We start from the raw sequence: 21,711 nt of genomic DNA, 5'->3' as shown, positions 1-21,711 counted from the left end.
AATTGTATAACCATTTGACTCTCACCCGCATAGCGGGTGGTTTTTTATTTCGCTCGGCTCATATTTCCGTTGGGAAATACTCGCTCGAGCTCAACAGGCTAAAGCCCATAACTAAAGGGACTGCCGCACCAGAATATCGTGCGGCAGCCCCAAGGCTCCCGAAAGGAGAATGTTCATATTCACTTATACAAAGCCCATGGACCGCAGAAGCCAGATCCAGAACGTCAGCGTAAATACGCTGCAGAGAGTCGTGATCATCACGATTCCCGACGACACAACACCGTCGTGCCCCATATTCTTTGCCATCACATAACCGGCAACCGTGCTTGCAGATCCGAGCATGATCAGCGCCGCGATCAGCTTTTCCGTCCGGAATCCGAGCCAGATCGCCACGGGAAGGAAAAGAGCGGCGAAGCCGATCAGCTTCAGGAGCGATCCGGTAAGGATCGGAGCCAGCCGGCCGCGGATGCTGCCGAAATTCAGACTTGCGCCCATTGCCAGAAGCCCCATCGGGCTCGCGAGCCTGCCAATGTATTCGATCGTTGTCTGAAACATCACCGGCATCTTCAATCCGGTCAGCGCCCACGCAAACCCCAGCACAATTCCCCAGATAATCGGATTCGTGACAATCCCCTTCAGCGCATGGCGCAGCTGCTTTCGGTCGAGACCCTTCGTGCTTCCTCCCATCAGCGAGAGGACCAGAACCGCCATCACATTGTACAGGGGAACGCAGCCGAGCATCATCAGAGGCCCCATGGTCGCCTTTCCGTAAATATTCTCAATGTATGCCATTCCCAGAAGTGAGGCACTGCTCCGATAGGATCCCTGAACAAACTCGCCCCGGACCTCTCTGTCCCGGAACACGAACGAGACCAGAATACCGATTCCCACACTCACCAGCGTCGCCAGAAAACAGAACAAGACATACTCCGTATCCCACACCTTGAAGAAGTCCACCGAATCCAGCTGGCCGAACAGACTCACCGGAAGGGCTATCCGGAATACAAAAGTATTCATCCTGGACGCAAACGCCTCCCCGATGATATCCTTTTTTCTGAAAAAATATCCGAGCATCATGACCAGGAAAATCGGAAGCGTCGCATTCATGCTAAAGATCAGGTTTGACATAATTACACATACTCCTCCAGCTTTTCCTGATCCAGTATGACAAGGGTCTGTCCTTCATTCCGGATAATTCCCTCGCGGACCATCGCGCTGATTTCTCTGGAAAGAGACGGTCTGGTCACATTCAGGTAATCCGCCATCTCCTCTCGCGGCATCACCCGGACACGGCTATCGCCGCCCTGCCGTTCAATCAGAAGCCTGGCGATCTTCTCCCGGATGCTGGAACTCCCGAGAATGCGCAGTCTCCGGTTCATCATGTACGCCTTTGCGGCGAACATCGCCAGCTGATTCCGCATCATTTTTTCCGCGATCTTCGCGTATGCTTCTCCGCATTCCTCGGAAAGCAGGTCCGCGGCGACCATCAGAATCGATGACGGATCGATCGTCTCCGCGTACATATCATACGCGGGAAGCTGCTTGAACACATAGATTTCCCCGAAGGTATCCCCGGGATCCGTGATCCTGGACAAAATCATCCGCTTTCCGTTCATCGTATCCTGAGCGATCAGAAGATTCCCCGTGACCAGCACCATAATATCCTCCGGCCGGTCCGATTCCTCAAAAATCCGTTCTTCTCTTCCGTACTCCCGGAAACGCAGATAATCGCTGTCCAGAAGAACCTCCAGTTCTTCCTCCGCGAGTCCCCGGAACAAATAGCTCTTCCGCATCGCGTCCGTGCAGTTCTTTCTGATTTCCGCATTTCTATCACGCATGCGCCGGCGCTCTCCCTTCTAAAACAGATCTGATAAGTCGTGCCACATACTGTATAAGCTACGGATTGCTCCGTGCTTCGCACTCCCGCAATCCTGCAGGCATTCGCACTTCCGTGCCGCTTACGCGTCACTTCGTGCTCATACCTGTTGCCTTCGAAAACGCATACAGTCTCTTACACACGCTTCGCGCGTGACGATCCTGTCTGCGTTTTCGAAGAGCTTATACAGTAAATCCCCTGCTGACCGAACCGGCCGCAGGGGACTTCAAGCTATACCTTATTTGCAGAGATCCGCTACAACCTTACTGATGGTCTTCCCGTCCGCCTTGCCTTTCAGCTCCGGCATGACCGTCTTCATGATCTGACCCTTATTCTTCGTCGCAATGACATCGGCAAATCTGCCGGTCAGAACCTCCCGGATCTCTTCCTCAGACATCATCTTCGGCGCATAAGCCGAGATGATCTCATAGCGGTTCCTGTACTCCTCCTTCAGATCCGCCCGTGAATCCGGACAGCTGTCATACTGTTCCTTCGCCGCGCGAAGCTCTTTCATGATCGCCCGATCCGTAATCTCCTCGGTAATATTGTCACGGCTTCCTTCATCGATCGCGATCTTCTTCGCACCAGAGACCAGCGCGGCTATTGTATCCTTTCTGATTTTGTCGTGAGCCTTCATGGCTGCGATCATATCTTTCTGTAATTTCTCAAACTGCATGCTCAAACACCTCTTTTCGGTCTCCAGTATATCACGGCACCCCCACGCGGCGCAAATAAAACAGATTCCCTCTCACCATCTACAGGAATGAGCACTTCCGTGCCATTTGCGCGTCACTTCACACACCGTTGCAACACTACCGACTCCATTGACTTTTCTTTCCCGGATGGTATATAATCTGCGCATACATGTGTCTTGTCATATATCCAGTCAGAATACCTGTGCCGGACAGAATTCTTCCGGAACAGGCAGAAAAATGTTAAAGGCGGAAAAAAGCCCGAAAAAGAAGAAAAGGAGAAAAACAAGAAAAATGGAAAAGTTCAAGGCGTTTCTTAAGAGAAAGAACATAGAAATATCCCTGAAGCGCTATGGAATCGATGCACTCGGCGCCATGGCTCAGGGACTTTTCTGTTCTCTTCTGATCGGCACCATCATCAACACCATCGGTACCCTTTTTCACATCGGAGCTCTCTCCGCTACCGTGGCTACCGTTTCCGGTGTTGACTACACCGTCGGCGGTCTCGCCATGGCGATGAGCGGCCCGGCGATGGCGGTTGCCATCGGACGGGCTCTGCAATGCCCGCCACTGGTTCTCTTCTCGCTGATCACCGTTGGTTTTGCTTCGAACGCTCTCGGAGGCGCAGGCGGACCGCTCGCAGTACTATTTGTCGCAATCATTACCGCGGAGATCGGGAAGATGGCCGCCGGAGAGACCAAGGTCGATATCCTTGTCACACCGCTCGTCACCATCGGTGTCGGTGTCGCCCTTTCCGCCCTGATCGCGCCACCCCTCGGAAAACTTGCGATGATGGTCGGCAATTTCATCATGTGGGCGACAGAGCTGCAGCCGCTCCTGATGGGCATTCTGGTTTCTGTCGTCGTCGGAATCGCTCTGACCCTTCCGATTTCCTCCGCCGCAATCTGTGCGGCGCTCCAGCTCACCGGCCTCGCCGGCGGCGCCGCCGTTGCCGGCTGCTGCGCCCAGATGGTCGGATTCGCTGTGATGTCCTTCCGTGAAAATAAATGGGGAGGTCTGGTATCCCAGGGAATCGGAACCTCCATGCTTCAGATGCCTAACATCGTAAAAAATCCGAAAGTCTGGATTGCCCCGATCGTCACATCCGCCATAACCGGACCAATCGCCACCTGCGTCTTCCGCATGCAGATGAACGGGCCGGCTATTGATTCCGGAATGGGTACCTGCGGTCTCGTCGGACAGATCGGTGTCTTCCAGGGCTGGCTGAATGATATCGCTGCCGGGACGAAGACAGCGATAACCGCCACTGACTGGATCGGACTGGTTCTGATCTGCTTCATCCTTCCCGCCGTCATCTGCCCGCTGATCAATCAGTTCTGCCGCAGAAGAGGCTGGGTAAAAGACGGAGATCTCACCCTGAAGCAGAATTGACCCGTCGCCTGCATACGTACACGCCCATACGATAAATCGTGCCACACACTGTATAAGCTGCGGATTGCTCCGTGCTTTGCACTCCCGCAATCCTGCAGGTGACCGACTTCGTCGGTCTTCCGCGGCGTGAGCCCCACCGCTTCACACAATGTGTGAGCGGATTGTGGCTCAATGTTCGCGCATATTCGGATTTCACACGTTCGCACTGATCTTATCACATATGCTCAAAGAGGCGGCAGGTTCAGCCTGCCGCCTCTTTGCTCTCTTCGGAAGAGGAACTTCCCGAAGAAGTCCCTCCCTCTTTTTCTCCGGAGGAACTGTCCGCGGCAGTTCCTCCGCTCTTTGCACTCGAATCCGATGCTGTGCTCTCCCCGGTGATGTAGGGGAAGAACACATCACTCCGGTTGTCCTTGTCAAACATCGAATTATATTCCAGTATATTATAGTTCCTGATCCATTTTGCCTCGTCACCGATTGCATTTTCCAGATGCTCAAACTGCTTCGTCGTCTCCGAATAGTATCCGCGGGAATTGATCGCCGGCACGGTCTTCATCATCTCCGCCAGGAACTTGTTGTACGCGGGAAGCTCAATATTCGCTCTCTCCAGCGTCAGCGTGGACAAATAGTTCAGACTGGTGCAGTCAATCGCGGTCGCATCTGTATCATAGTTCGTCCAGATAAAGAACGGTACCTTGAAGAAGTTCTCCAGCTCGTCCATGGTCAGTCCGGACATTCCCTTCCCGTTCAGATACCGGTAGAAATACTCATCCAGACTCGGCTGATGATCTCCGAAGAATACGATCTCAACCGGATCATCAACACCTTCGAAGTACTCGACCAGGTTTTTCACCGCGGTATCGGTCGCCTGCGCGCAGGTCAGATACTGATTGACATCGCTGAAAATTCCCGGCTCTGCCGTTACCGTCGGCGTAAAGTTGGAATACGTCCCTGTATAACCGCCGTGATTCTGCATCGTAATGCCGGTGATCAGAAGACTCTCTCCGTCTTTTTTCTCATTGTAACGGTTGATAATCTTGTCAAAGAGCTCCTGATCCGTGATATAGTCACGCATGATATTGGTCTGGTCAAAAAATCCCGCCGGATCATCCATAAAATACGTCTCATCATATCCAAGCTTCGGATACACGGTCTTTCTGCTCCAGCCGCTTGCGTAGTAGGGATGCATGGCAACCGTCGTGTAGCCCATATTTTTTAATGTGGATACAATGGAAAACGGTGTATTGTTCATGTACTGCTGGTACACAACAGATCCCGATGGCAGGAATGCCATGGAATTTCCGGTCTGATACTCCCACTCGGAGTTCGGCGTCTTTGCGCCAAAAACAGATGACAGGGCATAGCCCTTTATTGTATTCTCGCTCATGGAATGAATGAACGGCATGTAGTCACCCACATTGGTCTCCAGATTTCCCAATACGGAAAGATCCGCAAAGGACTCATCCATGATGAAGATGATCGTCGGATTTTTGACGTTCTCATTTGTGGTCACATTCTGAACCGCATCCGCATCCTTATAGGTATCCTCCAGTTTTTTCACTGCGCTGGCAGAGTAACCCTCCGGCGGCTGGACAAAGTTGTCGCGGACACTGAGGACAAAATTCAGAACAAAGCCGTTCTGATAGGTTCCTTTCTGTTCCCATGTCTGGGTCTCTGTGTTCGCAGTTTTCTGAAACACATAGCCGAAAAGCGCAATCATAAGGGCCGCGCTGATGATTCTCTGCAGCCAGTGCCAGGTGTATTTCACCTTGATTTTCCGGACAAGCATCACATACAGGATGCTCAGCATAATGATATACGCGCCTCTGTCATGCAGAACGAACGAGTAGTTCTTGACGACACTCAGTCCGGTTCCGACCGTGATCAGATCCGAATATACGATTTCATTTCCACGAACCGTGTATACGAAATAGTTCGTGTACGCAAAAGCCGTCAGCGCACAGTGTGCCGCAATTGCGGACCAGGACGGCCGGCTGAGAATCAACTGAAACAGGAAATAAACCGACAGAATCAGCAGAACATTCATCAAATGCGTATGTTTTGATGTCTTGATAAAAAAATCAGGCGCCAGGATTACATGCTGCACGCAGAACTCCGTGAACTTACAGCTCAGGACAAACAGAATCGCCGTCCAGACCCACGGAACCCTGTCACTCAGATCAAAATCAATATTCGTGACAACGAACAGCACGCCGGCATAGGGAAGCAGCGTCCAGAGCATATATCGGGTGATCGCATACATAACAACCGCCGCCGCCAGAAGAATGCCAAAACAGAGCATTCGCTTTTTGGTGATTTTAAAAGATATCTTCATTTCAGCCGTACCAACTTTCTGATGTGAATTCTCATCCTGAAAAAGTATTTTCGGATGACGCGGTTAGACACTGTTTACTAACATATCATAAATCCGCGTCGAATCAAGTCTTTTTCACATTTTATTCACAAAAAATACCTGCAGTTCCTGTTTCCGCGCAATCCTTGAAACACAAATTACATCTCAATCAGCTTCAGGTTTTTCTCCAGCTCCGAGTAATCCCGGATCACCGCTGCGCCAGGCTCCGCGCCCTCATGCCGTGCCGCAAGCTCCGCCGTCTGATACAGGATTCCATACAGGCCAGCTTCTCTCGAGCCAAGCACATCCAGCCTGTAATTATCTCCGATATAGACACATTCATCCGGCTGGAACCCCGCTTTTTTCACGCAGAATCGGAAAAATTCCGGATCCGGCTTCTCCGTGCACACCTCGGCACTCGTAATCAAATCCTCCAGCAAACCTCCCATCCCAAGCTTCCGGACCTTTCTGTACTGGATCCAGGACAGCATGTTGGTCGCGCACGCCACATAATATCCCCGCCGCTTCAGTTCCTCAAGAAACCGGTAAACTCCCTTCTCAGGCGTCATACTCTGAATCAGCGTGTCCCAGTAAATGTCATACATCATACCTGCGTACGGGAAGACCGGCTGCCCGATATCCTGCAGAAAACGGCTGAAGCGGATCAGCCTGTCGTGAGTGGCAGCCTGTTTCCATCCCATCTCCTCGATCAGCTGATCCATGATCTCGTGGATTCTCCGCCCGGTGAATTCTTCCGACAGACCGAACTGCCGCGCGCAGAATCTGTTCAGCGATCTCTGCGCCATGTCATCGGCGTTATCATAGCTGTACAATGTGTTGTCCAGATCAAAAAATACTGCTTTTCTCATGTTCCTCCCACTTAATCAAGGTTCTTCCTCTGCACGTGTCTCTTTGCTCAGTCTGACCCATCCGTATCCGGCTGGATCTGTAAACTATACCTCCCGCAGCCTGCATGCCCCTGCATTCAGTCTGACACATCCGTATCCGGCTGGATCACCACCTGATACCCCGGGAATTCTCTTCTGACATCTCCGCATACATCCTCCACAAGTGCCTCCCTGTCCGGTACGAAGAAGTCGATCACCATGTCAAAACGAATCGTTTTTTCCTTTTCGTCCAGGTAAAAACCGTGAATCTGCAGAACATGATCGTGGGACATGACGATTTCTGTCACCCGTGTCTGAATCTTTCTCGCCAAATCATCCTGTGTATTCATGGAATAGATTCCGATGCCCGTCAGAATGACACCTGTCTCGCCGTATATCTTATGCGCGATTCTTCTCTCGAGCTCATCGATTTCATCCGCCGTGCAGGTATCCTTGACCTCGATGTGAACCGATCCAAGCCATTTATCCGGACCATAGCTGTGCAGGACAAGATCATAGGCTCCGTAGACACCGTCCATCTCCGCAATTTTTTCCTTTACCGTTCGCGACAGCTCGCTGTCCACACGCTCTCCCAGTATCTGACTCAGGGTGTCTCTGAGCATTTCGATTCCGGATTTGATGATGACAACGGAAATCACTGCGCCGAGCCAGGATTCCAGTGAAATATGGAAAAACATATAGATGAACGCAGCCGCAAGCGTCGATGCCGAAATGACGGAGTCCAGCGTCGCGTCCTGTCCGGAATTCACCAGAGAATCTGAATTCACCTTCTCACCGATACGCTTCACATAGCGTCCGAGAACGATCTTCACGACAACAGCAACCGCAATGATCACGAGTGTCAGTGCGGAATAATCCGCTTTTTCAGGATGAATGATTTTTCCCACTGATTCCCGCAGAGAACTGACTCCCGCGTAGAGCACAATCAGGGAGATAATGGCAGAGCTCAGATATTCCACCCTGCCGTAGCCCATCGGATGCTTCCGGTCCGGTGCCTTTCCCGCAAGCTTTGTCCCGACAATGGTGATCACCGAGGACATCGCGTCGCTCAGGTTATTTACCGCGTCAAGAACGACCGCTATCGAATTCGACAACATTCCGACAATCGCCTTGAATACCGCGAGAAGGACATTTGCTATGATTCCCGTGATACTCGTCCGGATGATCACCCGGTCACGCCCAGAACTCTGAAGCGTTTCCGGCAATTCCTGTCCCCGCTCCGCGTTTTCTGTCTCGCCTGTTCCGGCTTCGTGAACGCCTTCGATGTCTTTTCTGTCTCCGGAATTTTTATTTTCCATGATTTTCCCTTCTCCGGCTCTATTACTTTCCATGTTTTTCCTCTCTCCGGGTTTTTTACCTGTTCTGTCTGTTTTACTATCTTTAATTACTGCTCCCTCTGAAGCGTGCCCACGCCAGTGCGTATCAGTCATCCCAGATAATGGTGCCTCTGATTTCTCTCTTCCAAAACCTGCCTGTGCCCGTGCGTACCCGGCACAAACGACATGTGTATCGATTATAAGAAAATCAGATAGCGATATCAAGCCATCATCCTTTATTTTCTGTACATTTTCTCGTCATTTGCGGATCTCCCCCTCATCCACCCGGATATTACCGTGGTTCTGCCTTTCCCTCCCGGGATTTCCTCCTGATTTCCGTTCTTTTCTTCTTGCCATTGAAGGTGTTTCTTCTTATACTATAAGGCGATAACAGCAGATGATGTACGGGTTACCCATTACCCAACAGGAGGAAAATTCATGAAGGAATTTAAGCCAATCAAGGAAGGCAAGGTCCGCGAAATCTATGATAACGGCGACAGCCTGATCATGGTCGCTACAGACCGTATTTCTGCGTTTGATGTAATTCTGAAGAACAAGGTTACCAAGAAGGGCACCGTCCTCACACAGATGTCCAGATTCTGGTTTGATTACACCAAGGATATTCTGCCGAACCACATGATCAGCACAGATGTCAGAGATATGCCGGAATTCTTCAGACAGCCGCAGTTCGACGGCAACAGCATGCTCTGCAAGAAGCTGACGATGCTCCCGATCGAATGCATCGTTCGTGGATACATCACGGGAAGCGGATGGGCAAGCTATCAGAAAACAGGCCTTGTATGCGGAATCAAGCTTCCGGCCGGGCTCAAAGAATGTGACAAGCTTCCGGAGCCGATTTACACTCCGAGCACCAAGGCAGAGATTGGCGATCATGACGAGAATATCAGTTACGAGAAGAGCATAGACGTTCTCGAGAAGCTTTACCCGGGACACGGCGAGTACTACGCAAACTGCCTGAAAACCTATACCCTCAAGCTCTACACCGAATGCGCCGAGTATGCGCTCTCCAGAGGCATCATCATCGCCGACACGAAGTTCGAATTTGGTCTCGACGAAAATGGCAATGTCGTTCTCGGCGACGAGATGCTCACCCCCGACAGCTCCCGATTCTGGCCTGCAGAGGGTTACGAGCCGGGACATTCACAGCCATCCTTCGACAAGCAGTTCGTTCGCGACTGGCTCAAGGCAAATCCGGACAGCGATTACAACCTGCCTCAGGATGTCATCGACAAGACGATCGCGAAATACAAGGAAGCGTACAAGCTTCTGACCGGCTCCGATCTGAAATGACGAACGTACATGCAGCTGTCCTCCGGGCAGCTGTATTTCTGTCTGTGTTAGGTTTTCGTAAATTTCGATAAACTGCGGAATCGTTCACATAATGTTCATTTTATCATCAAAGGTAATTCACATCCCCCTGTTAGACTATGACCATAGTACAAAGCAAACTACTTAATTTCTTTTTCATTAACCGATCTCATATCGGTTTCTCCTTCCTTTATTTATTTTATTAAGAAACGGAACTGCATGCTGGAGCAGTTCCGTTTCTTATTTACGCGAACAGTGAGCCGCAGCCGAATGCGAAGTATTCGTGTGCGGCGAGCGTCGCGATAGCGAGATAAAACTCGCGCAGCGTGTTTTATCTCGCTTTTGCCATTTCCTTTTTTCGGATTGTTCTTCGATTATTCACCATATACTCTTTCAAAGCACGGCCGGGGCATCGTATGACCACCTGCGCAAGAGACAGAAAAAGTTTTCAAGCCTTCAGAACAATACACCCGGAGACAATGCATCCCCGGGTGTGTCTGACATATAAAATTTATTGCATCTCAGAATAAATCTTATTCGCACTTACCAGCTTCACACAGAGAGTGAAAAGCTTCGCCGCCGTCTTCAGATCATCGATCGGCGGATAGGTCGGAGCGATACGGATATTGGAATCGTGCGGATCCTTTCCATAAGGCCATGTAGCTCCGGCGCCAGTCATCTGAACTCCCGCCTTCTTGCACTTTCCTACGATTTCCTTCGCGCAGCCGTCCAGAGCGTCAAAGCTGATGAAATAACCACCCCTCGGCATCGTCCATGTACCGATCTCCAGTCCGGAAAGCTCCTCGTCCAGAATCTGCTCAACCGCCTCGAACTTCGGACGGATGATATCCGCCTGCTTTCTCATATGCTCCACCATGCCGTGAATATCCCTGAAGAAACGAACGTGACGAAGCTGATTGACCTTATCATGGCCGATTGTCTGATGCTTCATGGTCTCCAGAATGTCCTTCATGTTGTTCGGCGACGTAGCCATTGCCGCGATTCCGCTGCCCGGGAAGGTGATCTTGGAGGTAGATGCGAACTTGTATACGAGATCCGGATTGCCGGCGCGCTTGCACTCGGCCAGAATCTCAATCAGGTAATCCTGTTTGTCGTCATAGAGGTGATGAATTCCGTAGGCATTGTCCCAGAAAATCCGGAAGTCCTTTGCCGCCGGCTTCAGTCTGGCGAAGCGGCGCACCGTGTCGTCAGAATAGGAGTATCCCTGCGGATTCGAGTACTTCGGAACACACCAGATTCCCTTGATGGAATCATCGTTTGCGACAAGATTCTCGATCATATCCATATCCGGACCGGTCGGTGACATCGGCACCGGTATCATCTCAAAGCCGAAATATTCCGTGATTCCGAAATGACGGTCATATCCCGGAACCGGACAGAGCCATTTCACCTTGTCCAGCTTGCACCACGGCGTATTCCCCATGATTCCGTGGGAATACGCGCGTGAAATTGTATCATACATAACATTCAGAGAGGAGTTTCCATAGATAATGATATCATCCGGATTGTTCTCCATCATATCTCCGATCAGAACCTTAGCCTCATGGATTCCGGTCAGAACTCCATAGTTTCTGCAGTCCGTCCCGTCCTCGCAGGTAAGATCCGCATCTGATGTAAGAGCGTCCATCAGCCCCATCGAGAGATCCAGCTGCTCCTGACAGGGCTTTCCGCGTGCCATATTCAGGTTTAATTCCATCCCCTGGTACTTCTTGTACTGTTTTCTGAGTAATTCGATCTCCGACGCAAGCTCTTCCTTGCTCATTTCCTTGTAAGGCTTCATATCCTGTACTCCTTCCGATGCGGTTTATCTGATCCTGTCTGATACAAAATGGAGAATCCATTCGTATTTTTCAGACCATCGAGTGCTATTATAACACCGATATGCAAGTATTTCATCAGTATCTTGCAAAATTGTTGATTATTGACAGGCAAAACCCCACAGAAAAGAATTTTTTGTTCATTTAATATTCATCTTTACTTCAGCATCAGAAATGCTCCGAGATTTCCCCTCATCCCGTGGCTGGCCCTGTGAGAAAAAAGTACCTTCGGATTGCAACAGGTGCACACTCCCGTTAAAGAAATCTGCTCCGCCGGCACACCGGCATCTTCAAGAACGATCCGGTTTGTCTTCCAGAGATCCAGCTGATAGTGTCCGTTATGCCTGTCCTCCAGAATCTCTCTCTCATGGCCGTGAAATTCATCCGACATACGCTGTGCCACATCGCCGCTTACCTCATAACACTCACGGCAGACGGAAGGCCCGATCGCACAGATCAGGTCCTCCGGATTAGTTCCGTAATTTTCCCGCATTCTCTGCACGACAGCCGCTCCGATTCTTGCCGCAGTTCCGCGCCAGCCGGAATGCGCCATGCCGATTGCGCGGTGTACCGGATCCACGAACGCCACCGGAACACAGTCCGCAACGAAAATGCTCAGCACCAGACGGCGCTCATCCGTCACCAGGGCATCCACATCATTCTGATCCTGAGGTCTGGTCAGTCCTCTCCCCGCATCCGCCTCTGTCACGGTCCGTACATTTGATGTGTGCGTCTGCGCGGAGAAAACAAACCGGTTCGTTTCAACTCCGAATTCCTGAGCAACTCTGCGAAAATTTTCCCGCACATTCTCCTCCCGGTCGCCTCTGGAAAAACTCAGATTCAGGGAGCGAAGGTGCTCCATTCCGGGCTCCATTCCGCTCACACCGCCTATCCTCGTAGTAAATCCATGCTCCACAATCCCAGTCCCATCCAGGGAGGGAAATTTCAGAAGCGGAATCCGCTCACCCGCCAGAACAGGCAGATTCGTATTCTCCTTCCTGTTCAGTGCTATTTTGATTTTCTCAGCTGAAGAATATCCCATCTGTTCCTCCTGTAGCTTATACGGTTTTCGGCACCCGCTTACGGGCCATGTTGTTTTACTTTCTGCTCTTATCCGTGATCCAGTCGATCAGCTCCCCGTCAACCACCTCGTGATCCAGTTCATTCAGAATTTCATGCCGGTCCCCGGGATATATCCTGCATTTCACGTCGCGCACTCCGCATTTCCGGAAATTCTCCGCTACCTTCGCGGGGCCCTTTCCGAAATTTCCTACCGGGTCATCTCCGCCGCTCACAATCAAAACCGGAAGCTCCTTTGGTATTCTGCTGATATTTTCTTCCCTCTCCGCAATCTCAATTCCGGTAAAGAGATTATAATATGCGTTCAATGTAAACATAAAATTGTTCCAGGGGTTCGCGCAGTATGCATCGACGATTTCTGTATCCCGGGTGAGCCAGTCATTGGCTGTCCGCGCAGGCTCAAATTTTTTGTTGTAGGAGCCCAGTGCCATATTATTGACAAACGGACTCCGATACTTCCACCCCTTAAAAGCGGCAATCGCTTTGCAGATTGCCTTTCCTGTCCTGAGCGTACCTGCGCTCTGATATCCGGTTCCCGAGATCACCGCCCCGGAAAGTCCTTCCCCATACTCCTCGATATACTGCGCGGTCAGGAAGGAGCCCATGCTGTGTCCCAGGATAAAATAAGGTACGCCGGGATACTTTTTCTCTGTCATCTCACGCAGAGTCTGAATGTCTCCGATCACACACCTGTTTCCGTCTTTTTCCGCAAAATAGCCGTAATCCTCTTCGCTGACGACAGACGCTCCGTGTCCCAGATGGTCGTTCCCCACGACATAAATTCCCTTTGTGTTCAGAAGATTCGCGATTCTGTCGTATCGGTCAATAAATTCTACCATCCCGTGAACCACCTGAACGACTGCACTTACCTCACCATCCGGAATCCACTCGATCCCGTGAATCGATGTTCTCCCATCCCTTGAAGGATATCTGAAATCCCTTTTCATGTAAAAACCTCCCTTGTCTCCAGTTTCCCTGATCTCCAGTTCAACCGTTATATGGAATTTCTTCCCCTAACCCCAAATGACCTTCCTATAAAACTACAATTCCTTTCATAAACTCGATGACACTTCTCATAAGCTCATTGACGCTCCTCCAACCCTCAATTATTTACTGTACCCGGAACAGTGAACACGGAAGATTTCAGGCGCCCAAAATAATGGACACATGGCTCTCTGCTAAAATCCAATGACTTATCTCTAAATGCAATCATCTGGAACGCTGCCGAACCGTCCAGGGGCCGTACATAGATACCCGCCCTCAGAATAGCCCCTCAGCCATCACTCCTCATAGGAATCCCGGGCGCTCAGATAAACCGTCTCAAAGGCCGCCCCCGTTTCCGCGGCTGCCCTGGCAACACTTTCATATTCCGGATACACCTTCTTCCTGCTGCCGATGCTCACCGTTTTGACCTCAATCCCTCCATACGGAGTCATCACCTTCTCGGACTTTCTGGGAAGTGTATCTCTCTCCATCCGGATTCTGCGGATTCCGATCGTCGTCGTCTCCTCAAAGATAATCCGCTCCAGATCCGGAATCTCCTGCTCGTCGCAGAGCACCGTGAGAAGCCACCCCGGCCGGTTCTTCTTCATATAAACCGGTGTGTAATGAACATCTCTCGCCCCTTTCTTCAGAAGCCGTTCCAGCGTGTAGCCGAGGATCTCCCCGCTGCAGTCATCGATATTGGTTTCCAGCTTCCATATACTGTCGCCGACCGTAAAGCCGTCGGAAAAGCTCCTGTTCTCTGCCCCCTCCGCTTCTGCTCCGATTATAATCCTGCTCCCGGCGGAACACGGCTCTGCGGCTCCGCCGCAAGGGCTTTCCAATTCCGGAACCTCCACGGGTTCAATCAGCATAGCTCTCAGGATTCCCGGAACCTCCTGTTCCCGCTTCCCCGCTCCCAGTCCTGTAGAAAGGATCCGGAATCTTCCTGGAAGATGGTCGGAGGTGATGACCGCGGCAGCAAACGCTGCTCCCGTAGGAGTCACATACTCCCCCTGCCTGTCACACATCTCCAGATTCAATCCGCCAGCCTGCGCGATATTCACGACCGCCGGAACCGGAACCGGAAGAAGTCCATGCTGCGTGCGTACCATTTCCCTTCCCTCGCAGAGCCGCGGAATGATTACCCCGTCTGTCTCAAGGCTGTCCATACATACTGAGACCGCCACAATGTCCACGATGGAATCAATGGCTCCGACCTCATGAAAATGGACCTGATCCGTCGGAACTCCGTGTGCTTTAGCTTCCGCCTCCGCCAGGATTTCAAAAATTCTGCCGGCAAGCTCCAGCGCGTGATCTGACATATCGACATCCGCCAGGATATTTTCAATCTCCTCCAGCGTCCGGTGCGCGTGACGTGCTTTATGTGCCCGCGACTCATCTGCCGATCGCCCCGCCATTTCCCGGCTGCCGTAAAGATAAGCCGTGTCATGGTCGTGATTCTCATGATCATGATCCAGAATCACCCGAAAGTCACAGCAGTCTATGGCCGATTTCCTCACTCTTCCGATTTCCACACGGAACCCCTCCGCGTGAATGCTTCCAAGCGCCCGGTCCAGAGCCCTGCGGTCCGCACCCAGATCCAGAAGCGCCGCAACCGCCATATCCCCGCTGATTCCGGACGCACAGTCCAGATACAGATATTTTTCCCCCTGATTACTCATCCCCATTCTGTTCTTCCTTTCCGGTACTACTTCGTTCCGGCGTGGCCGCCAGACGAAAAATCTCCGAATGCCCTACCGGGCATCTGTTTCCGTTTCCGTAACACTGCCCCCGACAGCAAGACGGTTGATCTGCGTAGCCATATAGCCGGCGCCGTACCCGTTGTCGATATTCACGACCGCTATCCCGTTCGCGCAGGAATTGATCATTGTCAGGAGGGCCGAGAGACCATGCAGGCTGGCTCCATAACCAACTGACGTCGGAACCGCAATCACCGGATTCCGGACGAGACCTCCGAGAACACTCGCCAGAGCCCCCTCCATTCCCGCAACCGCGACGACACAGTTTGCCGCCTGAATTTCCTCCATATGCGCGAACAGCCGGTGTATCCCACTGACGCCCACATCATAGATCCTGTCCACTGCAGACCCGAAAAATTCAGCCGTCTGCGCCGCTTCCTCCGCAACGGAAATATCCGCTGTCCCCGCGGTGCAGACGGCGATTCTGCCGATTCTCACCTTATCCCTTTTTTCCACCTTGAGGATACGAGAAACCGGATCATAGACCACTTCCGGGATCACACTTCTGATCATCCGATACTGGTGATCACTCGCACGGGTACCGAACACCTCTCCATATTGTTCGAGCATCTTCCTGTAGATACTGATCAGGAAATCGTCCGTCTTTCTCTCACAGTAGATAACCTCCGGAAAACCGGTCCGCGCATCCCTGTTCATATCCAGCTTGGCGTACCCCATCTCCTCGATACCGCCTCTTTCAAGAAGCTTCTCCGCCTGTGCGACACCAATCTCACCGTTCTTCACTTTTTCCAGTATTTCCCGTGTATCCGACATTCTTACACCCTTCCGCCTGTACCGTCCGGAAAGCACTGCAGCGCATCTTTCCAGTGCGCTGTAATTCTCACGCCCCTATGCATGTACATCTGAAATTATCCGTGTCAGGCCCCGGTTCCGTGTTCCTTCTGCTCCCGGGTGAGCGTCTCGTTCATGCTGCCGGAACGGTATCCCTGAAGATCCAGCGTCACATATGCAAACCCCAAATTCTTGAAGCTCATCACAATCGTCCTGCGGATTTCGTCCCGCATCAGCCTTGGAAACTCCTCCGGCAGAACCTCGATCCTGGCGATTGTCCCGCCGTGGATTCTCACCCGCACCTGATGAAATCCAAGATCCAGCAGAAGCTGCTCGGCCTGATCCACCATGTGAAGCCTCTCCCTTGTGATCTCCTCTCCGTATACAAATCTCGACGAAAGACAGGCAAAGGACTGCTTGTTCCAGGTCGGAAGATTCATGGCCTTCGAGAGCCTTCGGATCTCCGCTTTATCAAGACCCGCATCCCGCAGAGGACTCTTTACACCGAGCTCGGCTACCGCCGTAAGTCCGGGACGATAATCGCCGTTATCATCCATATTCGATCCCTCCGCAACGAAAGCAATCCCGTTGTCTTTTGCGATGCCAAGGATTTTCTCAAAAAGCTCATGCTTGCACAGGTAACAGCGGTTCTTCGGATTATGCCGGAATCCCTCGATCTCCAGCTCCTCCGAAAGCACCACCGTATGACGAATTCCTTCCTTCTCGCAGAATTCCTCCGCTTCCCGGAGTTCCCTCTCCGGAAAGGATTCCGACCTCGCGGTTACGGCAATCATCCTGTCCCCCAGTACATCATGCGCAGTCTTCACCAGAAAAGTAGAATCCACGCCGCCCGAAAAGGCGACCACAAGGCTTCCGAAGTCCTCGATCTCCCTTCGCAGGTTGTGAAACTTTCGTTCCAGGTCCTGATCAATTTCCTTCACCGGTACACTGAACGCCGTCATCATCCATCCTCCTCTGTGCCGACAGCCGCAGGCATTTCCGTAAAAAAGCAGCCTGCATCTATGATGTCCATATAGGAACATTATATATGCGGGCAGATTGATTTGCAACAGACCGTCTCTGCCCCAGGAGCTGCAAAACACACAACACAAAACACTGGACGTAAAGCCCTGGACGCAAATCACAGAACACAGATCGCTGAACATTAATGGCAGAACGCAAAAAACGCAGAAGCGCTCTGCTCCTGCGTTTTTAAAGATATTATATTCGATACCGTTATGAACCCGATCCGTCCGGAAGAAGCCGTCTCACCGTTACGATATTGTCGTAATCCGCGTTGGTGTAGGTAATTCCCTGTGATTCATTCGCCGCATTGATGATCTGGCCGTCACCGGCATAGATGCCTACGTGTCCATCATAACAGATCACATCTCCTACCTGTACATCAGAATAGGAAACTTCTGTTCCGTCGTTCTCAATATCCCACGATGTTCTGGAAGTATTGATACCGAAATGATTGTATACCTGCTGAACAAATCCGGAGCAGTCTACTCCGTTTGTCAGACTGTTTCCGCCATAGACGTACGGATTTCCCAGGAACTGCTGTGCATATGCCAGAAGCGCGGAACCGGATGCTGTAGAGGTGCTCCCGGTCGCCTGATATGCCTGCTGTGCTGCCTGTCTGGCAGTGGAGACATCTGTTCCCGTGCTCGCCGCGATCTGCTGTGCTGCCTGCTCAATTGCAGCAGAAGCCTGCGCACTGTTGCCGGATGAGCTTCCGCCTGCAGAAGCACTTCCGTCCGATGATCCGCCCGCAGCAGAAGCCGTATAGGTATACGTATCTGCGGAGCCGCTGTCAGACGCAGCTCCATTATTCGATGATGCAGCTGTGCTGTTTCCAGATGAACTTTCGCTGTCAGATCCGGAAGCTCCGTTTCCGGAACTCTGAAGAGCTACCACCTGACTGATATAGCCGTTCTGCTCATCCACCAACTGCTGATATTCCTGTGCCTTCTGATACGCATCCGCGATTCTCTGATCCGCGTCACTGTACTGTGCCTTAACCTGTGAGATAAGATCTTCCAGACGAGCCTTATCCGTTGTCAGCGTATCCTTGTTCTTCTGAAGTTCAGCTTCCTCATTGTTCTGCTGCTGCTGAAGATCCGTTACCTTTGTCACAGAATCCGCATATGCCTGAAGCTGCTTGCGGTCGTAATCATACAAGGTTCCGGTATAGTTCTTCGAATTCAGCCATGCATTCAGATCACCATCCTCAAGGAACACCTTGATCCAGCCGGCGTCGCCGCCCTTCTCATAGATATACTGTATACGGAGCTTCATTGCCTCGTGCTGCGTATCTCTGTCTGCGATCGCTGCCGCAAGATCCGTCTTCGTCTTCTCCATATCAGTCTCAAGAGTCGTAAGTTTGCTGTTCACAGAATTGATCTCGGCAACCGTTGTGACAAGCTGTGCTTCCAGATCATCAATCTGACCGAGAAGCGCCTGCTTCTGACTCTCAAGCTCATCAATCGAGTTGTTAAGCGAGCTCTCCGTCACCGCAGCCCCCGTATCATCCGCGCTGACCGGTACTGCCGGCGCAGCCGTGAGAGCAATTATAAGTCCGATCACTGCAAGTTTATTTCTCTTCATTAATAAATCTCCAAAAAGTTAAATACTATTTCTCTGTGGAAACTTTATACATATTGTGATGCTCGCTGCGGGGCATCGCCGTTCTCTGTTCCATATTTCAGCCCCATAGAAAAGGAAGCATTAATAAAAATGAAACATTTCATTAATCTTTCTCATAATAGCATAACTTTTCAGGTGTTACAAGAGCGAACGAAATGAAATCGACGCATTCTTTTAATTTTTTTAATATCTTTTACCCAAAAAAGACACTGTTTCTTTACAAAGCCTGAATCGACATCCGTGCTGACGCCGCTCATATTCTCAATCAGCCCGGACTCGCGAGCAGAATTACCATCTCCGCCGTCTCCACAATCTTTGTTCCGGAATCCATAGCGCATTTCTGCAGATACCGGTGGGCCTCTGGTTCCGTCATATGGTTCCTTGCCATAAGGATTTCCTTCGCCTGATCAATCTTTTTCTGATCCTCCTCATTTCTGGGAGCCGGCCTGTCCTTTTTTCTCCTCTGCGGAACCTCTCCCAACATAGGAGAAAGTGTCTGGAGAAGCTCATGCACCTTTAAGGGTGTCGGCAGATAGACCGTGTTGGCAGGGAGAACCTCGTCATCGACATTTCGCGGAGAGGTTACCAGAAGGATCTGAAAACTGTCCGGAATGCCCTCAGCAAGATCGAGATATATGCCGTCGGCAAGGCGGTAACCGCAGATCACAACCCCGCCGTACAGAGTTCCTGCCAGCGAGATCGCCCGATCTACCGTTGTGCATACACCATTGACATTTAGACCATGACGAACCAGAATTGCCCGTATTTTCTTAGCGTCTTCCAGCTTGGAATAAGCAACAATAATACTTCGCAATCACATATCCTCAAATCATCCAAAAATACACTGCCGAAGAGTCAGTATCTGCCAAGATAGGTCTGAAGCTCCCAGTTTGTGATAACCGAACGGAAGTCTCTCCACTCGCAAAGCTTCTTCTCCTTAAAGCCGTCATAGATAAAATCACCCAGAACTTCACGGATCATGGGATCCTTATCCGAATATTCCATTGCCTCTCCCAGTGTCTCCGGCAGAGTATCAAGATGCATGTTCTTCAGTTCCCATCTTGATTTTCCGGACAGGCGGACATCCGCCTTCTCCGGCGCCTTCATCCTGTTCCGGATACCGTCCAGGCCGGATGCCAGGATAACCGCAAAGGCCAGATATGGATTGCAGACTCCATCAGGACTTCTGTACTCAATGCGGGCATTATTTCCCCTGCGATGGGGCACATTGATCACTGCCGAGCGGTTCGCCAGATTATCAGACCATGCGATCTGTGTCGGCGCGTCGAAGCCTGGAATCAGTCTCTTATAGGAGTTCACAATCGGATTTGTGAACAGCGTGATCGATTTGCTGTGTCTCAGAAGACCAGCCACGAACTGCTGACCGGTTTCCGAAAGGTCTCCATTTCCTGTTTCATCAGCAAAGAGATTCTTGCCAAGCGGATCCCGGCAGATAATATTGATGTGCATACCGGATCCGTTGACTCCTTCCGTCGGTTTCGGAAGGAAGGTTGCATAGAGGCCATGCTTTTTTGCTATGGTCTTCACCACCATGCGGAATGTCACAACGTCGTCAGCAATCCGGTCCGCGCGTCCCTCCGCGAAATCAATCTCATGCTGGGCCGGTGAAATCTCGTGATGAGAGCCGAGCACCTCGAAGTCCATTTCTTCCAGTGTGAGGATGATATCTCTGCGCACATTTTCCGCCAGATCGAGCGGAGCTACATCGTAAAACCCGGCGATCTCATGTGTTGTCGTTGTCGGATGCCCTTCGTCATCGGTATGAAAAAGGAAAAATTCCTGTTCCGGACGGATCTCGAACCTCAGCCCCATGTCAGCCGCTTCCTTCAGAACTCTTTTGAGCACCTGACGGCAGTCTCCTGCAAAAGGTTTTCCTTCTTCTGTGTAGATGTCGCAGTACATCCGGGCAACTTTTCCCGTCTGAGGTCTCCAGGGATAGATTTCAAACGTATCAAGGTCCGGGTACAGATACAGTTCCTCCGCCCCGTCCCGGATTCCTCCGATGGCAGATGCCTCGAAGGTGCATCCGTTGTTGAGTGCCTGCTCCAGATGACTTGCGGTGATCGCCAGATTTTTCGGCATGCCGAAGATATCGGTGAACTGAAGACGGATAAACTCTACATCCTCTTCTTCTACGATCCTGAAAATATCCTGCTTCGTATACTTGCCCATATATATCCTTTCCCGGAATCTGTCCGTTCCATACAGTTTATCTGCGATTAACAGTATGCATCATAGCTTTCCGCCGTGCGCTTTCAAATACTTAATTTATATCATATCTGTTCTGATTTTGCATTACAAACTGTAATAATGAGGAATATTCAAAAAATCCTTGAAGTGCTGTCCTCTCTCTGCTAAAATAGTGATGTTGCACAGTGGGTATCGGTCCGCATCTTTTCAGCGGCCTTCCCACAGATCAAATACGGAGATGTACTCAAGTGGCCGAAGAGGTCGCACTCGAAATGCGATAGGTCGGGTAACCGGCGCAAGGGTTCAACTCCCTTCATCTCCGCTTCTTAAAAAGACCTGTCCGGTGATCCGGGCAGGTCTTTTTCATGTTCTGACAAACGCTTTCTCTTACTCTTCTTTTTTAACGTATTCGTGCTTTCGCCTGCTCTTCTTTGATATTCTTTTTAATGCTTACTTTTCCCATGCTGCTTCATTTTATTTGCTTTGCAAGAAGGTCACATACTTTTTCCGTTATGCCAGTGTTTCTGATCACCA

At 51.0% G+C, this 21,711-nt stretch carries 17 protein-coding genes and 1 tRNA gene; 3 read left to right on the top strand and 15 right to left on the bottom strand.

The window, feature by feature from the left end; genetic code table 11:
- Nucleotides 1-183 precede the first annotated feature (183 nt).
- The 3 genes from ACTQ1O_RS08465 to ACTQ1O_RS08455 form a co-directional block, all read right to left on the bottom strand.
- Complete coding sequence (locus ACTQ1O_RS08465) at nucleotides 184-1,128, bottom strand: AEC family transporter (protein WP_441486902.1); 945 nt, start codon at nucleotides 1,126-1,128, stop codon at nucleotides 184-186.
- A 2-nt stretch (nucleotides 1,129-1,130) separates the two neighbouring features.
- A complete protein-coding gene (locus tag ACTQ1O_RS08460; RefSeq protein WP_441486901.1) occupies nucleotides 1,131-1,838 on the bottom strand; it encodes a Crp/Fnr family transcriptional regulator in 708 nt (235 codons plus the stop codon).
- 276 nt (nucleotides 1,839-2,114) lie between these two features.
- Nucleotides 2,115-2,552 (bottom strand): GatB/YqeY domain-containing protein, encoded by a 438-nt coding sequence (locus tag ACTQ1O_RS08455; RefSeq protein WP_441486900.1) that lies wholly within the window; start codon nucleotides 2,550-2,552, stop codon nucleotides 2,115-2,117.
- A 310-nt stretch (nucleotides 2,553-2,862) separates the two neighbouring features.
- Between ACTQ1O_RS08455 and ACTQ1O_RS08450 the strand changes: the two genes are divergently transcribed.
- Nucleotides 2,863-3,960: a PTS transporter subunit IIC gene (locus ACTQ1O_RS08450; RefSeq protein ID WP_441486899.1), complete on the top strand. Its 1,098-nt coding sequence runs from the start codon at nucleotides 2,863-2,865 to the stop codon at nucleotides 3,958-3,960.
- A gap of 241 nt (nucleotides 3,961-4,201) precedes the next feature.
- On the opposite strand, the gene ACTQ1O_RS08445 is transcribed toward ACTQ1O_RS08450, so the two are convergent.
- The 3 genes from ACTQ1O_RS08445 to ACTQ1O_RS08435 form a co-directional block, all read right to left on the bottom strand.
- Complete coding sequence (locus ACTQ1O_RS08445; protein WP_441486898.1) at nucleotides 4,202-6,292, bottom strand: LTA synthase family protein; 2,091 nt, start codon at nucleotides 6,290-6,292, stop codon at nucleotides 4,202-4,204.
- Between the two features lie 176 nt (nucleotides 6,293-6,468).
- A complete protein-coding gene (locus ACTQ1O_RS08440) occupies nucleotides 6,469-7,179 on the bottom strand; it encodes an HAD family hydrolase (RefSeq protein ID WP_441486897.1) in 711 nt (236 codons plus the stop codon).
- A gap of 116 nt (nucleotides 7,180-7,295) precedes the next feature.
- Complete coding sequence (locus tag ACTQ1O_RS08435; RefSeq protein WP_441486896.1) at nucleotides 7,296-8,516, bottom strand: cation diffusion facilitator family transporter; 1,221 nt, start codon at nucleotides 8,514-8,516, stop codon at nucleotides 7,296-7,298.
- A 456-nt stretch (nucleotides 8,517-8,972) separates the two neighbouring features.
- Between ACTQ1O_RS08435 and ACTQ1O_RS08430 the strand changes: the two genes are divergently transcribed.
- Nucleotides 8,973-9,845: a phosphoribosylaminoimidazolesuccinocarboxamide synthase gene (locus ACTQ1O_RS08430; protein ID WP_441486895.1), complete on the top strand. Its 873-nt coding sequence runs from the start codon at nucleotides 8,973-8,975 to the stop codon at nucleotides 9,843-9,845.
- A 529-nt stretch (nucleotides 9,846-10,374) separates the two neighbouring features.
- Here ACTQ1O_RS08430 and ACTQ1O_RS08425 read toward each other — a convergent pair.
- From ACTQ1O_RS08425 to ACTQ1O_RS08385, 9 genes are all read right to left on the bottom strand, one after another.
- Nucleotides 10,375-11,664 (bottom strand): aminotransferase, encoded by a 1,290-nt coding sequence (locus ACTQ1O_RS08425; protein WP_441486894.1) that lies wholly within the window; start codon nucleotides 11,662-11,664, stop codon nucleotides 10,375-10,377.
- A 194-nt stretch (nucleotides 11,665-11,858) separates the two neighbouring features.
- A complete protein-coding gene (gene pgeF / locus ACTQ1O_RS08420) occupies nucleotides 11,859-12,743 on the bottom strand; it encodes a peptidoglycan editing factor PgeF (RefSeq protein WP_441486893.1) in 885 nt (294 codons plus the stop codon).
- Between the two features lie 55 nt (nucleotides 12,744-12,798).
- Nucleotides 12,799-13,728, bottom strand: coding sequence for an alpha/beta fold hydrolase (locus ACTQ1O_RS08415; protein WP_441486892.1), 930 nt, complete (start codon nucleotides 13,726-13,728; stop codon nucleotides 12,799-12,801).
- A 333-nt stretch (nucleotides 13,729-14,061) separates the two neighbouring features.
- Entirely contained in the window at nucleotides 14,062-15,453 is a 1,392-nt protein-coding gene (larC, locus tag ACTQ1O_RS08410) for a nickel pincer cofactor biosynthesis protein LarC (protein ID WP_441486891.1), read from the bottom strand.
- 66 nt (nucleotides 15,454-15,519) lie between these two features.
- Nucleotides 15,520-16,299, bottom strand: coding sequence for a nickel pincer cofactor biosynthesis protein LarB (larB, locus tag ACTQ1O_RS08405; RefSeq protein WP_441486890.1), 780 nt, complete (start codon nucleotides 16,297-16,299; stop codon nucleotides 15,520-15,522).
- A gap of 104 nt (nucleotides 16,300-16,403) precedes the next feature.
- Nucleotides 16,404-17,282: an ATP-dependent sacrificial sulfur transferase LarE gene (larE, locus tag ACTQ1O_RS08400; protein ID WP_441486889.1), complete on the bottom strand. Its 879-nt coding sequence runs from the start codon at nucleotides 17,280-17,282 to the stop codon at nucleotides 16,404-16,406.
- A 271-nt stretch (nucleotides 17,283-17,553) separates the two neighbouring features.
- On the bottom strand, nucleotides 17,554-18,927 hold the full coding sequence (locus ACTQ1O_RS08395) for a C40 family peptidase (protein ID WP_441486888.1): 1,374 nt from the start codon (nucleotides 18,925-18,927) through the stop codon (nucleotides 17,554-17,556).
- 304 nt (nucleotides 18,928-19,231) lie between these two features.
- Entirely contained in the window at nucleotides 19,232-19,780 is a 549-nt protein-coding gene (locus tag ACTQ1O_RS08390) for an ANTAR domain-containing response regulator (protein ID WP_441486887.1), read from the bottom strand.
- A gap of 41 nt (nucleotides 19,781-19,821) precedes the next feature.
- On the bottom strand, nucleotides 19,822-21,159 hold the full coding sequence (locus ACTQ1O_RS08385) for a glutamine synthetase family protein (protein ID WP_441486886.1): 1,338 nt from the start codon (nucleotides 21,157-21,159) through the stop codon (nucleotides 19,822-19,824).
- A gap of 252 nt (nucleotides 21,160-21,411) precedes the next feature.
- Between ACTQ1O_RS08385 and ACTQ1O_RS08380 the strand changes: the two genes are divergently transcribed.
- Nucleotides 21,412-21,499 (top strand) — tRNA-Ser (locus ACTQ1O_RS08380).
- Nucleotides 21,500-21,711: the final 212 nt, after the last annotated feature.

Origin of the sequence: Bilifractor sp. LCP21S3_A7 (assembly GCF_052118825.1) — a bacterium.
GTDB lineage: Bacteria > Bacillota > Clostridia > Lachnospirales > Lachnospiraceae > Bilifractor.
The sequence above is the reverse complement of the archived record's forward strand: the minus strand, read 5'-3'. Positions and strand labels throughout refer to the sequence as shown.

Coding starts and splice junctions, on each gene's coding strand:
- ACTQ1O_RS08425 (WP_441486894.1), bottom strand. CDS start 11,664: ATGAAGCCTTACAAGGAAATGAGCAAGGAAGAGCTTGCGTCGGAGATC.
- ACTQ1O_RS08455 (WP_441486900.1), bottom strand. CDS start 2,552: ATGCAGTTTGAGAAATTACAGAAAGATATGATCGCAGCCATGAAGGCT.
- ACTQ1O_RS08445 (WP_441486898.1), bottom strand. CDS start 6,292: ATGAAGATATCTTTTAAAATCACCAAAAAGCGAATGCTCTGTTTTGGC.
- ACTQ1O_RS08415 (WP_441486892.1), bottom strand. CDS start 13,728: ATGAAAAGGGATTTCAGATATCCTTCAAGGGATGGGAGAACATCGATT.
- larB (WP_441486890.1), bottom strand. CDS start 16,299: ATGTCGGATACACGGGAAATACTGGAAAAAGTGAAGAACGGTGAGATT.
- ACTQ1O_RS08460 (WP_441486901.1), bottom strand. CDS start 1,838: ATGCGTGATAGAAATGCGGAAATCAGAAAGAACTGCACGGACGCGATG.
- pgeF (WP_441486893.1), bottom strand. CDS start 12,743: ATGGGATATTCTTCAGCTGAGAAAATCAAAATAGCACTGAACAGGAAG.
- ACTQ1O_RS08450 (WP_441486899.1), top strand. CDS start 2,863: ATGGAAAAGTTCAAGGCGTTTCTTAAGAGAAAGAACATAGAAATATCC.
- ACTQ1O_RS08395 (WP_441486888.1), bottom strand. CDS start 18,927: ATGAAGAGAAATAAACTTGCAGTGATCGGACTTATAATTGCTCTCACG.
- ACTQ1O_RS08430 (WP_441486895.1), top strand. CDS start 8,973: ATGAAGGAATTTAAGCCAATCAAGGAAGGCAAGGTCCGCGAAATCTAT.
- ACTQ1O_RS08385 (WP_441486886.1), bottom strand. CDS start 21,159: ATGGGCAAGTATACGAAGCAGGATATTTTCAGGATCGTAGAAGAAGAG.
- ACTQ1O_RS08465 (WP_441486902.1), bottom strand. CDS start 1,128: ATGTCAAACCTGATCTTTAGCATGAATGCGACGCTTCCGATTTTCCTG.
- larE (WP_441486889.1), bottom strand. CDS start 17,282: ATGATGACGGCGTTCAGTGTACCGGTGAAGGAAATTGATCAGGACCTG.
- ACTQ1O_RS08440 (WP_441486897.1), bottom strand. CDS start 7,179: ATGAGAAAAGCAGTATTTTTTGATCTGGACAACACATTGTACAGCTAT.
- ACTQ1O_RS08435 (WP_441486896.1), bottom strand. CDS start 8,516: ATGGAAAATAAAAATTCCGGAGACAGAAAAGACATCGAAGGCGTTCAC.
- larC (WP_441486891.1), bottom strand. CDS start 15,453: ATGGGGATGAGTAATCAGGGGGAAAAATATCTGTATCTGGACTGTGCG.